The sequence below is a fragment of the Serratia sp. CY76391 genome (assembly GCF_052166695.1).
In the GTDB taxonomy this organism is placed as follows: domain Bacteria; phylum Pseudomonadota; class Gammaproteobacteria; order Enterobacterales; family Enterobacteriaceae; genus Serratia; species Serratia nematodiphila.
In genome coordinates this window covers 47,697-61,783 of record NZ_JBJNOJ010000007.1, presented here as the reverse complement: position 1 = coordinate 61,783, position 14,087 = coordinate 47,697, and the positions used below count along the sequence as shown (strand labels likewise).

General features: G+C 58.1%; 9 protein-coding genes. 6 read left to right on the top strand and 3 right to left on the bottom strand.

Annotated features, from left to right (window positions below; all coding sequences use genetic code 11):
• The first annotated feature begins 90 nt into the window (after positions 1-90).
• The 5 genes from aceE to yacL all read left to right on the top strand — a co-directional run bounded on the left by aceE (position 91) and on the right by yacL (position 9,923).
• Positions 91-2,754, top strand: a complete 2,664-nt coding sequence (aceE, locus tag ACJ8PN_RS13595) for a pyruvate dehydrogenase (acetyl-transferring), homodimeric type (protein ID WP_033632104.1) — start codon at positions 91-93, stop codon at positions 2,752-2,754.
• Between the two features lie 13 nt (positions 2,755-2,767).
• Positions 2,768-4,651 (top strand): pyruvate dehydrogenase complex dihydrolipoyllysine-residue acetyltransferase, encoded by a 1,884-nt coding sequence (gene aceF / locus ACJ8PN_RS13590; protein ID WP_004937497.1) that lies wholly within the window; start codon positions 2,768-2,770, stop codon positions 4,649-4,651.
• A 233-nt stretch (positions 4,652-4,884) separates the two neighbouring features.
• Complete coding sequence (gene lpdA, locus ACJ8PN_RS13585) at positions 4,885-6,309, top strand: dihydrolipoyl dehydrogenase (RefSeq protein ID WP_004937500.1); 1,425 nt, start codon at positions 4,885-4,887, stop codon at positions 6,307-6,309.
• A gap of 514 nt (positions 6,310-6,823) precedes the next feature.
• On the top strand, positions 6,824-9,421 hold the full coding sequence (gene acnB / locus ACJ8PN_RS13580; RefSeq protein ID WP_043141310.1) for a bifunctional aconitate hydratase 2/2-methylisocitrate dehydratase: 2,598 nt from the start codon (positions 6,824-6,826) through the stop codon (positions 9,419-9,421).
• A 139-nt stretch (positions 9,422-9,560) separates the two neighbouring features.
• On the top strand, positions 9,561-9,923 hold the full coding sequence (yacL, locus tag ACJ8PN_RS13575) for a protein YacL (RefSeq protein ID WP_004937507.1): 363 nt from the start codon (positions 9,561-9,563) through the stop codon (positions 9,921-9,923).
• Between the two features lie 32 nt (positions 9,924-9,955).
• Here yacL and speD read toward each other — a convergent pair whose 3' ends face one another.
• From speD to ACJ8PN_RS13560, 3 genes are all read right to left on the bottom strand, one after another.
• The gene (speD, locus tag ACJ8PN_RS13570) at positions 9,956-10,750 is read right to left on the bottom strand and encodes an adenosylmethionine decarboxylase (RefSeq protein ID WP_033632106.1); all 795 of its coding nucleotides are present in this window, start codon (positions 10,748-10,750) and stop codon (positions 9,956-9,958) included.
• 27 nt (positions 10,751-10,777) lie between these two features.
• Positions 10,778-11,641, bottom strand: coding sequence for a polyamine aminopropyltransferase (speE, locus tag ACJ8PN_RS13565; RefSeq protein WP_442535009.1), 864 nt, complete (start codon positions 11,639-11,641; stop codon positions 10,778-10,780).
• 125 nt (positions 11,642-11,766) lie between these two features.
• Entirely contained in the window at positions 11,767-12,114 is a 348-nt protein-coding gene (locus tag ACJ8PN_RS13560; protein ID WP_004937515.1) for a YacC family pilotin-like protein, read from the bottom strand.
• Between the two features lie 217 nt (positions 12,115-12,331).
• On the opposite strand from ACJ8PN_RS13560, the gene cueO reads away from it, so the two are divergent.
• On the top strand, positions 12,332-13,999 hold the full coding sequence (gene cueO / locus ACJ8PN_RS13555; RefSeq protein ID WP_351108338.1) for a multicopper oxidase CueO: 1,668 nt from the start codon (positions 12,332-12,334) through the stop codon (positions 13,997-13,999).
• Positions 14,000-14,087 lie beyond the last annotated feature (88 nt).

The following is a 14,087-nucleotide window of genomic DNA, read 5'->3' as shown; positions in this document are numbered from 1 at the left end:
TAAACTGATGGGCCTGTCTTCGTGTGTTTTTTCACAGAGCACAGGAAGACAGGCTCCAAACAAACCATTAGACAGATAAGGAATACCACCATGTCAGAACGTTTAAACAATGACGTGGATCCGATCGAAACCCGCGACTGGCTGCAGGCGATCGAATCGGTCATCCGTGAAGAGGGTGTTGAGCGAGCTCAGTTTCTGATTGATCAGGTATTGGGAGAAGCCCGCAAAGGCGGCGTTAACGTTGCGGCCGGTGCTGCTGCGCACAACTACGTCAACACCATCGCGGTAGAAGACGAACCGGCTTACCCAGGCAACCTGGATCTGGAACGCCGCATTCGCTCTGCGATCCGTTGGAACGCGATCATGACCGTTCTGCGCGCATCCAAGAAAGACCTGGAGCTGGGCGGCCACATGGCTTCCTTCCAGTCTTCCGCGACCTTCTATGAAGTCTGCTTTAACCACTTCTTCCGCGCACGCAACGAGAAAGACGGCGGCGACCTGGTCTACTTCCAGGGCCACATCTCTCCGGGCGTTTACGCGCGCGCCTTCCTTGAAGGCCGCCTGACCGAAGAACAGATGAACAACTTCCGTCAGGAAGTGCACGGCAACGGTCTGTCCTCTTACCCGCATCCTAAGCTGATGCCGGAATTCTGGCAGTTCCCGACCGTATCCATGGGCCTGGGCCCAATCAGCGCCATCTATCAGGCGAAGTTCCTGAAATACCTGGAACACCGCGGCCTGAAAGACACCTCTGAGCAGACCGTTTACGCCTTCCTGGGCGACGGCGAGATGGATGAGCCGGAATCCAAAGGCGCCATCACCATCGCCACCCGCGAGAAGCTGGACAACCTGGTGTTCGTCATCAACTGCAACCTGCAGCGCCTGGACGGCCCGGTCACCGGTAACGGCAAGATCATCAACGAACTGGAAGGCATCTTCTCCGGCGCAGGCTGGCAGGTGCTGAAAGTGATCTGGGGCGGCCGTTGGGACGAGCTGCTGCGCAAAGACACCAGCGGTAAACTGGTTCAGCTGATGAACGAGACCCTGGACGGCGACTACCAGACCTTCAAATCCAAAGACGGCGCTTACGTGCGCGAGCACTTCTTCGGCCGTTACCCGGAAACCGCGGCGCTGGTCAAAGACATGACCGACGACGAAATCTGGGCGCTGAACCGTGGTGGTCACGATCCGAAGAAAATCTTCGCTGCACTGAAAAAAGCGCAGGACACCAAAGGCAAACCGACCGTTATCCTGGCCCACACCATCAAAGGTTACGGCATGGGTGAAACCGCGGAAGGTAAAAACATCGCTCACCAGGTGAAGAAAATGAACATGGAAGGGGTTCACCACTTCCGCGATCGTTTCAACGTGCCGGTTGCCGATGCTGACATCGAAAAACTGCCGTACATCACCTTCGAGAAAGATTCCGAAGAGTACAAATACCTGCACGAACGTCGTCAGGCGCTGAAAGGCTACGTGCCTACCCGTCTGCCGGAGTTCACCCAGAAGCTGGAAATGCCGGCGTTGGAAGATTTCAGCTCGCTGCTGGAAGAGCAGAACAAAGAGATCTCCACCACTATCGCCTTCGTGCGTGCCCTGAACGTGATGCTGAAGAACAAGTCGATCAAAGATCGCCTGGTGCCAATCATCGCCGACGAAGCGCGTACCTTCGGTATGGAAGGTCTGTTCCGCCAGATCGGTATCTACAGCCCGAACGGCCAGCAGTACACCCCGCAGGACCGTGAGCAGGTTGCTTACTACAAAGAAGACGAGAAAGGCCAAATCCTGCAGGAAGGCATCAACGAACTGGGCGCAGCCTCTTCCTGGCTGGCCGCAGCGACCTCCTACAGCACCAACGATCTGCCGATGATTCCGTTCTACATCTACTACTCGATGTTCGGTTTCCAACGTATCGGCGACCTGTGCTGGGCAGCGGGCGACCAACAGGCGCGCGGCTTCCTGATCGGCGGGACCTCGGGCCGTACTACCCTGAACGGCGAAGGTCTGCAGCACGAAGATGGCCACAGCCACATTCAGTCTCTGACCATCCCTAACTGCATCTCTTACGATCCGGCTTACGCGTACGAAGTGGCGGTGATCATGCACGACGGTCTGGTGCGCATGTATGGCGACAACCCGGAAAACGTGTACTACTACCTGACCACGCTGAACGAAAACTACCACATGCCTGCGATGCCGCAGGGTGCGGAAGAAGGTATCCGCAAGGGTATCTACAAGCTGGAAACGCTGGAAGGCAGCAAAGGCAAGGTGCAGCTGCTGGGCTCCGGCGCCATCCTGCGCCACGTGCGCGAAGCTGCGCAAATCCTGGCGAAGGACTACGGCGTGGGTTCCGACACCTACAGTGTGACCTCGTTCACCGAACTGGCGCGCGACGGCCAGGATTGCGAGCGCTGGAACATGCTGCACCCAACCGAAGCGCCACGCGTGCCTTACATCGCTCAGGTGATGAACGACGCGCCGGCGGTAGCCTCTACCGACTACATGAAACTGTTCGCCGAACAGGTTCGTACTTATGTGCCGGCCAGCGATTATCGCGTACTGGGCACCGACGGCTTCGGCCGTTCGGACAGCCGCGAAAACCTGCGTCACCACTTCGAAGTCGATGCGTCCTACGTGGTGGTTGCTGCTCTGGGTGAACTGGCTAAACGCGGTGAGATCGAAGCTTCTGTGGTTGCTGACGCAATCAAGAAATTCGACATCAACCCGGAAAAAGTTAACCCGCGTCTGGCCTAAGAGGTACTGAATAATGTCTATCGAAATCAACGTACCGGACATCGGTGCAGATGAAGTCGAAATCACCGAGATTCTGGTGAAGGTCGGCGATAAAGTTGAAGCGGAACAATCGCTGATTACCGTGGAAGGCGACAAGGCTTCCATGGAAGTGCCCTCCCCGCAGGCGGGCGTGGTGAAAGAGATCAAAGTGGCGGTCGGCGATAAAACCGAAACCGGCAAACTGATCATGATCTTCGAAGCGGCAGGCGCAGCGGAAGCTGCTCCGGCGGCGAAAGCGGAAGAAAAACCGGCGGCAGCAGCTGCTGCTCCGGCTGCCGCTGCGGCCAAAGACGTTGCCGTGCCGGACATCGGCGCCGACGAAGTCGAAGTGACCGAGATCCTGGTGAAAGTGGGCGACAAGGTGGAAGCCGAGCAGTCCCTGATCACCGTGGAAGGCGACAAGGCTTCCATGGAAGTCCCTGCGCCGTTCGCGGGCACCGTGAAAGAGATCAAGATCGCGACCGGCGACAAAGTGAAAACCGGTTCCCTGATCATGGTGTTCGAAGTGGCCGGCGCCGCTTCCGCTGCTGCTCCGGCTGCGGCTGAAGCACCGGCTGCCGCTGCAGCGCCTGCTGCCTCTGCGGCCAAAGACGTCGCCGTGCCGGACATCGGTGGTGACGAAGTCGAAGTGACCGAAGTGATGGTCAAGGTAGGCGACAAGGTTGCCGCCGAGCAGTCTCTGATCACCGTGGAAGGCGACAAGGCCTCTATGGAAGTGCCAGCGCCGTTCGCGGGCACCGTGAAAGAGATCAAGATCGCGACCGGCGACAAAGTGAAAACCGGCTCCCTGATCATGGTGTTCGAAGTGGAAGGCGCTGCGCCTGCCGCTGCCGCCGCGCCAGCCGCTAAAGCGGACGCTGCGCCGGCGCCGGCCGCCGCTAAAGCCGCCGCGCCGGCTGCGAAGGCTGAAGACAAAGGCGAGTTCGCCGAGAACGCGGCCTACGTGCACGCGACTCCGGTCATTCGTCGTCTGGCGCGTGAATTCGGCGTTAACCTGGCGAAAGTGAAAGGCACCGGTCGTAAAGGCCGCATCCTGCGCGAAGACGTTCAGGCTTACGTGAAAGACGCGGTGAAACGCGCTGAAGCGGCACCGGCTGCTGCCGGCGGCGGTCTGCCAGGCATGCTGCCATGGCCGAAAGTGGACTTCAGCAAGTTCGGCGAGATCGAAGAAGTCGAAATGGGCCGCATCCAGAAGATCTCTGGCGCGAACCTGAGCCGCAACTGGGTGATGATCCCGCACGTGACTCACTTCGACAAAACCGACATCACCGATCTGGAAGCGTTCCGCAAGCAGCAGAACGAAGAAGCGGCCAAGCGCAAGCTGGACGTGAAGTTCACGCCTGTCGTGTTCATCATGAAAGCCGTCGCTGCCGCTCTGGAGCAGATGCCGCGCTTCAACAGCTCGCTGTCCGAAGATGGCCAGAAGCTGACGCTGAAGAAATACATCAACATCGGCGTGGCGGTAGATACCCCGAACGGCCTGGTGGTTCCGGTGTTCAAGGACGTGAACAAGAAGAGCATCACCGAGCTGTCTCGCGAGCTGATGACCATCTCCAAGAAAGCGCGCGACGGCAAGCTGACCGCGGGCGAGATGCAGGGCGGCTGCTTCACCATCTCCAGCCTGGGCGGTATCGGGACGACTCACTTCGCGCCGATCGTCAACGCGCCGGAAGTGGCTATCCTGGGCGTCTCCAAGTCTGCGATGGAGCCGGTCTGGAACGGTAAAGAGTTCATGCCGCGCCTGATGATGCCGATGTCGCTGTCCTTCGACCACCGCGTTATCGACGGTGCCGATGGTGCGCGCTTCATCACCATCATCAACAACATGTTGTCCGACATTCGCCGTCTGGTGATGTAATGCAAAAGGGGCGCAGCATGCTGCGCCCCTGACGATTCTGTAGCAGTTTTGTCGGATTTTGCATAACTCGACAAAATTGTTGAGACACGGGTCACTCGAACACGCTTTGCAGATTATTAACAATTCTGTAAACTGCTCGCGGTGTAAGCGTCCCGGTGGATGAAGGGCGTTATGAGATCGATTAGCAATAAAAATGACGTCTGACCCGCCGGACAATCAATTAAGAGGTCATGATGAGTACTGAAATTAAAACTCAGGTCGTGGTACTTGGGGCGGGCCCGGCAGGTTACTCTGCAGCCTTTCGTTGCGCTGACTTAGGTCTTGAAACCGTTCTGGTTGAACGTTATTCCACTCTGGGCGGGGTTTGCCTGAACGTGGGATGTATCCCTTCCAAAGCACTGCTGCACGTTGCCAAAGTGATCGAAGAAGCCAAAGCGCTGGCCGAACACGGCATCGTTTTCGGCGAGCCGAAAACCGACATCGACAAAGTGCGCGTCTGGAAAGAAAAAGTCATCACTCAGCTGACCGGCGGTCTGGCTGGCATGGCCAAAGGCCGTAAAGTGAAAGTGGTCAACGGCCTGGGCAAGTTCACCGGCGCTAACACCCTGGTTGTGGAAGGCGAAAACGGCCCAACCACCATCAACTTCGACAATGCCATCATCGCCGCAGGTTCTCGTCCGATCCAACTGCCATTCATTCCTCATGAAGATCCACGCGTGTGGGATTCTACCGATGCGCTGGAACTGAAAACCGTCCCAGAGCGTCTGCTGGTTATGGGCGGCGGCATCATCGGCCTGGAAATGGGCACCGTATACCATGCGCTGGGTTCACAGATCGACGTGGTTGAAATGTTCGATCAGGTTATCCCGGCGGCAGATAAAGACGTGGTGAAAGTCTTCACCAAACGTATCAGCAAGCAGTTCAACCTGATGCTGGAAACCAAAGTGACCGCGGTAGAAGCCAAAGAAGACGGCATCTACGTCACGATGGAAGGTAAAAAAGCGCCGGCAGAACCACAGCGTTACGACGCGGTGCTGGTGGCGATCGGCCGCGTGCCGAACGGCAAACTGCTGGATGCCGGCAAAGCCGGTGTTGAAGTTGACGAGCGTGGCTTCATCAACGTCGACAAACAGCTGCGCACCAACGTGCCGCACATCTTCGCCATCGGCGACATCGTCGGTCAGCCGATGCTGGCGCACAAAGGCGTGCACGAAGGCCACGTCGCCGCAGAAGTTATCGCCGGCATGAAGCACTACTTCGATCCGAAAGTGATCCCATCCATCGCTTACACCGAGCCGGAAGTGGCATGGGTGGGTCTGACCGAGAAAGAAGCGAAAGAGAAAGGCATCAGCTACGAAACCTCCACCTTCCCGTGGGCGGCTTCCGGCCGTGCGATCGCTTCCGATTGTGCAGACGGCATGACCAAACTGATCTTCGACAAAGAAACTCACCGCATCATCGGTGGCGCGATTGTCGGCACCAACGGCGGCGAGCTGCTGGGTGAAATCGGTCTGGCTATCGAGATGGGCTGCGACGCGGAAGACATCGCGCTGACCATCCACGCTCACCCGACCCTGCACGAATCCGTGGGCCTGGCGGCGGAAATCTATGAAGGCAGCATCACCGACCTGCCTAACCCGAAAGCCAAGAAGAAGTAATTTTGCTGGCTTGACCGGTTAACAAGCGGCTCCTGAAAAGGGGCCGTTTTTTTTTGCTCAGATGCAGAACGCGATTTTTTGTGGCCGCTGCGCCAAATTCCGATCCTCATGCTTATATCCATTCTAACTATATGGATATAATGTCCTGCTAGTCCGGCAGCCGATTACGCTGCGCTCAACGATTCAGCAAAGATTTAATGTTGCTTTTATGTGAACGAATTAACAACCGTTTCAAATCCTGATATGCTGGCTGAGCGGAACCGGGCACTGTACCTTACAGTCCAGGACATCGACAGCAGTGCCCCGTCAGGATAGATGGCATCAATATCGCCGTGCGCTCTACCCATCAGTCTTTCATGCTGTAACGCTGTTTGACCGTGCTTGTTTGCCCCAATCACCGTTTCGGGGCCTTTACGGGCCGATCGCCTAGCCACAGAGTGAAACCCAAAGGGTATAAACCCGGTTTGCATATACGCCAGGCACAATAAATGACAATGAGAGCGAGGAGAACGTCGTGCTAGAAGAATACCGTAAGCACGTAGCCGAGCGTGCTGCTGAGGGCATCGCCCCTAAGCCGCTAGACGCCACCCAAATGGCCGCGCTGGTCGAACTACTGAAGAATCCGCCAAAAGGCGAAGAAGAATTCCTGTTAGACCTGCTGATTAACCGTGTTCCACCGGGCGTCGACGAAGCCGCCTACGTCAAAGCAGGTTTCCTGGCGGCCATCGCCAAAGGTGAAGCGACATCCCCCCTGGTTACCCCCGAGAAAGCCATTGAACTGTTAGGCACCATGCAGGGCGGCTATAACATTCACCCGCTGATCGAAGCGCTGGACAACGAAAAGCTGGCGCCGATCGCCGCCAAAGCGCTGTCCCACACGCTGCTGATGTTCGACAACTTCTACGATGTGGAAGAGAAGGCGAAAGCCGGCAACGCGCACGCCAAGCAGATCATGCAGTCCTGGGCCGATGCCGAATGGTACCTGTCGCGCCCGGAGCTGGCGGAAAAGATCACCGTCACCGTGTTCAAAGTGACCGGCGAAACCAACACCGATGACCTGTCCCCGGCGCCGGACGCCTGGTCGCGCCCGGACATCCCGCTGCACGCGCTGGCGATGCTGAAAAACGAACGTGAAGGCATCGTACCGGATCAGCCTGGCAGCGTCGGCCCGATCAAACAGATCGAGCTGCTGAACAAGAAAGGCTTCCCGCTGGCCTACGTCGGCGACGTGGTCGGCACCGGTTCCTCCCGTAAATCCGCCACCAACTCGGTGCTGTGGTTTATGGGCGACGACATCCCGCACGTGCCGAACAAGCGCGGCGGCGGCGTGGTGCTGGGCGGCAAGATTGCGCCTATCTTCTTCAACACCATGGAAGATGCCGGCGCCTTGCCGATCGAAGTGGACGTGTCCGAGCTGAACATGGGCGACGTGATCGACGTTTACCCGTACAAAGGTGAAGTGCGCAACCACGAGACCGGCGCGCTGATTGCCAACTTCGAGCTGAAAACCGACGTGCTGCTGGATGAAGTGCGCGCCGGCGGCCGTATCCCGCTGATCATCGGCCGCGGCCTGACCACCAAGGCGCGCGAAGCGCTGGGTCTGCCGCACAGCGACGTGTTCCGCATCGCCAAACCGGTAGCCGCCAGCAGCAAAGGCTTCTCGCTGGCGCAGAAAATGGTCGGCCGCGCCTGCGGCGTCGCCGGCATTCGCCCTGGCGAATACTGCGAACCGAAGATGACCTCCGTCGGCTCTCAGGACACCACCGGCCCGATGACCCGCGATGAGCTGAAAGACCTAGCCTGCCTCGGCTTCTCCGCCGATCTGGTCATGCAGTCGTTCTGCCACACCGCTGCGTACCCGAAACCGGTCGACGTGACCACGCACCACACGCTGCCTGATTTCATCATGAACCGCGGCGGCGTCTCGCTGCGCCCGGGCGACGGCGTGATCCACTCCTGGCTGAACCGCATGCTGCTGCCTGACACCGTCGGCACCGGCGGCGATTCCCACACCCGCTTCCCGATCGGCATCTCCTTCCCGGCCGGTTCCGGCCTGGTGGCGTTTGCCGCCGCGACCGGCGTCATGCCGCTGGATATGCCTGAGTCGGTGCTGGTGCGCTTCAAAGGCAAAATGCAGCCGGGCATCACCCTGCGCGATTTGGTGCACGCCATCCCTTACTACGCGATCCAGCAAGGTCTGCTGACCGTCGAGAAGAAGGGCAAGAAAAACATCTTCTCCGGCCGCATTCTGGAGATCGAAGGCCTGCCGGATCTGAAGGTCGAGCAGGCGTTTGAGCTGACCGATGCGTCCGCCGAACGTTCCGCCGCCGGTTGTACCATCAAGCTGGACAAGGCGCCGATCGAAGAGTACCTGAACTCCAACATCGTGCTGCTGAAGTGGATGATCTCCGAAGGCTACGGCGATCGCCGTACGCTGGAGCGCCGTATTCAGGGCATGGAAAAATGGCTGGCGGATCCGCAACTGCTGGAAGGCGATGCGGATGCGGAATACGCAGCGGTGATCGACATCGATCTGAACGAGATCAAAGAGCCGATCCTGTGCGCACCGAACGATCCTGACGACGCACGCCTGCTGTCCGACGTGGCCAACAGCAAAATCGATGAAGTGTTCATCGGTTCTTGCATGACCAACATCGGCCACTTCCGTGCGGCCGGCAAGCTGCTGGATCAGCACAAGGGCCAGCTGCCGACCCGTCTGTGGGTGGCGCCGCCAACCAAGATGGATGCGGCTCAGCTGACCGAAGAAGGCTACTACAGCGTCTTCGGCAAGAGCGGCGCGCGTATCGAGATCCCGGGCTGCTCGCTGTGCATGGGCAACCAGGCGCGCGTGGCGGACGGCGCGACGGTGGTTTCTACCTCAACCCGTAACTTCCCGAACCGTCTGGGCACCGGTGCCAACGTCTATCTGGCGTCTGCCGAACTGGCCGCGGTAGCGTCCCTGCTGGGCCGCCTGCCGACGCCGGACGAGTACCAGACCTATATGGCGCAGGTCGACAAGACGGCGGCGGATACCTACCGCTACCTGAACTTTGACCAGCTGGGGCAGTACACCGAAAAAGCCGACGGTGTGATCTTCCAAACCGCCGTGTAAGCCGCTATATTGCGCAACTGTTTAACGGGAGGCCTTGGCCTCCCGTTTTATTTTGCTCAGTTGCCAACTTTGCGAGCGCTCACTGAGTTAGTCCGCCATTTATGTTTACACTAAGAAAAAGGGCTCAGGAGGGCATGCTATGGATTACGAATTTCTGCGTGACGTCACCGGTCAGGTGATCGTCAGATTTTCGATGGGGCATGAAGCGATTGGCCACTGGATCAACGAAGAAGTCAAAGGCGATTTCAACCTGCTGGACCGCATTGAAGCCGGTGCGGCCGAGGTCAAAGGCAGCGAGCGTCAATGGCAGCTGGAAGGCCATGAATATACGCTGCTGATGGATGGTGAAGAAGTGATGATCCGCGCCAATCAGTTGGAGTTCGAGGGCGATGAAATGGAAGAGGGGATGAACTATTACGACGAAGAAAGCCTCTCATTCTGCGGCGTTGAGGATTTCCTGCTGGTGTTGAAAGCCTATCGTTCTTTCATGCTGAAGTACTAAGCATCAGGGCGCGGCGTGCCGCGCCCTTTCCATCACAGATGCGGAATATTGCGGCCGTAATAGATTTCCTGCATCTCTTTCCATAACAGATCGGTGATCTGCTTGCGCTCGGCGGCGCTCAACGCCTCCGGTTGCGCGTTAAACAGGTAGTGCTTCAGATCGAAATCCTTCAGCAACATCTTGGTATGGAAGATATTTTCCTGGTAAACGTTCACGTCCATCATGTGGTACAGCGCCTTGATGTCTTCCGACATAAAGTTCTGGATCGAATTGATCTCATGATCGATGTAATGTTTCACGCCGTTCACGTCGCGGGTAAAACCACGCACGCGATAGTCCATGGTGACGATGTCGGATTCCAGCTGGTGAATTAAATAGTTCAGCGCCTTGAGGGGCGAAATGACGCCGCAGGTCGAAACCTCGATATCGGCGCGGAAGGTGCACAGCCCGCCTTCCGGATGGCTTTCCGGGTAGGTGTGTACGCAGATATGGCTTTTGTCCAGGTGCGCGACGACCGTATTTGGCAGCGGACCGGGGTGTTCCGACGTATCGACGTCTTTCGGATCGATCGGCTCTTCGCTGACCAGGATGGTGACGCTGGCGCCCTGCGGCTCGTAGTCCTGACGCGCGATGTTCAGAATATTGGCGCCGATGATCGAGCAGGTTTCGCTCAGGATCTCGGTTAACCGGTTGGCGTTATATTGTTCGTCTATGTAGGCGATATAGCCATCGCGATCGTCCGCGGTTTTGGCGTAACAAATATCGTAAATACAAAAACTCAGGCTCTTGGTCAGGTTGTTGAAGCCGTGCAGTTTTAGCTTATGCAATTTGGGCCACCTCCTTTATCTTCTCGCTTAACGTGTTACGTTCAGGGCATTGAGCAAATATTGCGGCAGGGCAAAGCTGCCGACGTGAATTGCCGGGTTGTAATAACGGCAGTGTAGACCGCTTTGGTTAAAGCGCTGTTGCAGGGCAGGCAGATCGCGCTGGCGCAGCACCGGGTCCTGGCTCGCCCAGGCAAAGGTCATGATGCCGCCGTAATAGGTCGGGATCGCCGCCTGATAGAAGCTGACGTCGCTAAAGTAGCGGCTCAGTTTGGCGTGGCTGTTGATCGCCTCGTCCTGCTGCAGGAAACAGACACCGTTCTGCGCGACGAAAATGCCGCCCTCATTCAGGCAGCGGGCGCAGCCTTCATAAAACGCCGAGGTGAACAGGCTTTCGCCGGGGCCGATCGGATCGGTGCAGTCGGAGATGATCACATCGAACGTTTCGTCGGTTTGATTCACGAAGTTGACGCCGTCGTCGATCACCAACTTGAAGCGCGGATCGTCATAGGCGCCGGCGCTGTGGTTGGGCAGGTACTGGCGGCAGAACTCGACGACGCCGGCGTCGATCTCGACCATGGTGATCTGCTCCACGCCTGGGTGCCGGCTGACTTCGCGCAGCATGCCGCCGTCGCCGCCGCCGATGATCAGCACTTTCTTCGCCCGGCCATGCGCCAGCAGCGGCACGTGGGTCAGCATTTCGTGATAGATGAACTCGTCACGTTCGGTGGTTTGCACCACGCCGTCGAGCGCCATCACGCGCCCCAGCTCCGGGTTCTCGAAGATCACCAGATCCTGATGATCGGTCTTCTCGCGGTACAGCACCTTCTCTACCGAGAAGTACTGGCCGAAGCCCGTATGCAGCGTTTCGTACCAAATTTCTTTCTGGGTCATGTGCGGGAAACTCCGTAATAACAGCCATGAAAAATCGGCGCAACATCATAGCTAACTCTGCCTGGCGATGCACGGTTGAATTTCAGACAGAGAGAGCGTTAAGCGGATGGGAGAAGGGGAAAGAATTAATTGGCGTAGGCCAGCAGGCTCAACGAGTCGCGCGCCAGCGATTTGCACTTCTTGGGCGTTGGAATGGCGATGCCGCTGAGATCGCGATAGCTGTCTTCGCCCAGCGCCTTCATATTGAAACTGTTGTAGTTGCTCAAATCCCAGCGGTTTTGTTGCGCGAAATAGACAATGGCGCGTTTGATTTGCGCGTTTGGCAAATCGTTGTAGCCGCAATCATTTTTCAAATAAATAAATACCGCCGTCAGATCGGCCAGATCTTCCGCCTCGGATTCATTCAGCGCCAGACTGGCGTTGGAGAAGCCCAGCATCGCCAGCAACAGCATCGATAACGTTGTTTTTTTCATCATGAAATAGGCCTGTTTGTCGTCTGCTGACGTTACCACACTTGTCTGTAAAGGCACCAAATTTTATTGCCGGCGGGCCGGCGTCGCGCTTGCCAGTCACACTCTCTTGATTGTGAGGCATAGCTTAAAATACCGCCAGGAAAGGCTTGACCTTCCGCCTGGGGGAAGGTTTAGGCTGGCGGCATTGAGTTATGTCACTGAGAAAAGGGAGTCAGCGATGTTACGCCGTGATTTTATTAAATTAACTGCCGCGCTGGGCGCGGCGAGCGCATTGCCGTTATGGAGCCGAGCCGCCTGGGCGGCCGATAGGCCGGCCCTGCCGGTACCGCCGCTGTTGACGCCGGACGCGCAGGGAAAGATTGCGCTGGCGCTGCAGGCGGGGGAAACCCGCTGGTTGCCCGGCGCCGTCACCAAAACCTGGGGATTCAACGGCGCGCTGCTCGGGCCGGCGGTGAAGCTGCAGCGTGGCCAGCCGGTGACGGTCGATATTAAAAACCGCTTGGCGGAGGCCAGTACCGTCCACTGGCACGGCCTGGAAATTCCCGGCGACGTCGATGGCGGCCCGCAGGCGCTGATCCATCCCGGCGCGACGCGCACGGTGAATTTCACCGTTGATCAACCGGCAGCCACCTGCTGGTTCCACCCGCATACACACGGTAAAACCGGCAGCCAGGTGATGATGGGGCTGGCGGGGCTGGTGCTGCTGGAAGACGACGAAAGCGCCAAACTGCCGCTGCCGAAAACCTGGGGGCAGGATGATATTCCGGTGATCCTGCAGGATAAGCGGCTGGGCAAAGACGCGCAGATCGAATACCGCCTGGACGTGATGAGCGCGGCGGTGGGCTGGTTTGGCGATCGCATGTTCACCAACGGCGCGCAGTATCCTCAACATCTGGCGCCGCGCGGCTGGCTGCGTCTACGTTTCCTCAACGGTTGTAACGCCCGCTCGCTGAATCTGGCGGCCAGTGACAACCGTCCGTTGTACGTTATCGCCAGCGACGGCGGTTTCCTGGCGGAGCCGGTGAAGCTGACCGAGCTGCCGATGCTGATGGGCGAACGCTTTGAAGTACTGGTCGATGCCTCGGATGGGAAAGCATTCGATATCGTGACGTTGCCGGTGAAGCAGATGGGCATGACGTTGGCGCCGTTCGATCAACCGCTGCCGGTGCTGCGCATTGAGCCCTCGCTGGCGCAGGGCATTAAAGCCATGCCGGATAGCCTGGTGAAGCTGCCGACATTACCTGCTATCACCGGTATCCAGGAGCGCTGGCTACAGCTGATGATGGATCCGCAGCTGGATATGCTGGGCATGCAGGCGCTGATGGATCGCTATGGCCACCAGGCGATGGCCGGCATGAGCATGAATCATGGCGCGACGGGTGGCGCAGACATGCAAGGCATGGATCACGGTAACATGAAAGGCATGGAGAAGGGCGGCATGCAGGGCATGGATCACGGCAACATGAAAGGCATGGATCATGGCAAGATGGCCGGGATGGATCACGGCGGCGCGCAGGGCAAAGCCAAACCGTTCGACTTTAGCCATGGCAACATGATCAACGGCAAGGCCTTCGACATGACCAAGCCGATGTTCGCCGCCAAACGCGGCCAGTATGAGAAATGGACCATTTCCGGTGAGGGTGACATGATGTTGCATCCGTTCCACATTCACGGCACCCAGTTCCGTATCTTGTCGGAAAACGGTAAACCGCCGGCGGCGCATCGCAGCGGCTGGAAGGACACGGTGCGCGTCGAAGGGTGGCGCAGCGAAGTGCTGGTGCGCTTCGATCATCCGGCAAGCAGCGAACATGCGTATATGGCCCACTGCCACCTGCTGGAGCACGAAGATACCGGCATGATGATGGGCTTTACCGTTGACGAATGATCGCGGCCCGGCGCTCATGTGGCGGCGCGCTCGCGTCGCCACCGGCGAAAGGCTATGCTAAACTCTGCGCCTTTCTTCCGGCAACTGA

What these genes read in the sequence shown, in the direction of transcription:
- ACJ8PN_RS13560 (WP_004937515.1), bottom strand. Translation starts at nt 12,114, where the DNA reads ATGAAAAAAACAACGTTATCGATGCTGTTGCTGGCGATGCTGGGCTTC.
- aceE (WP_033632104.1), top strand. Translation starts at nt 91, where the DNA reads ATGTCAGAACGTTTAAACAATGACGTGGATCCGATCGAAACCCGCGAC.
- aceF (WP_004937497.1), top strand. Translation starts at nt 2,768, where the DNA reads ATGTCTATCGAAATCAACGTACCGGACATCGGTGCAGATGAAGTCGAA.
- yacL (WP_004937507.1), top strand. Translation starts at nt 9,561, where the DNA reads ATGGATTACGAATTTCTGCGTGACGTCACCGGTCAGGTGATCGTCAGA.
- lpdA (WP_004937500.1), top strand. Translation starts at nt 4,885, where the DNA reads ATGAGTACTGAAATTAAAACTCAGGTCGTGGTACTTGGGGCGGGCCCG.
- cueO (WP_351108338.1), top strand. Translation starts at nt 12,332, where the DNA reads ATGTTACGCCGTGATTTTATTAAATTAACTGCCGCGCTGGGCGCGGCG.
- speE (WP_442535009.1), bottom strand. Translation starts at nt 11,641, where the DNA reads ATGACCCAGAAAGAAATTTGGTACGAAACGCTGCATACGGGCTTCGGC.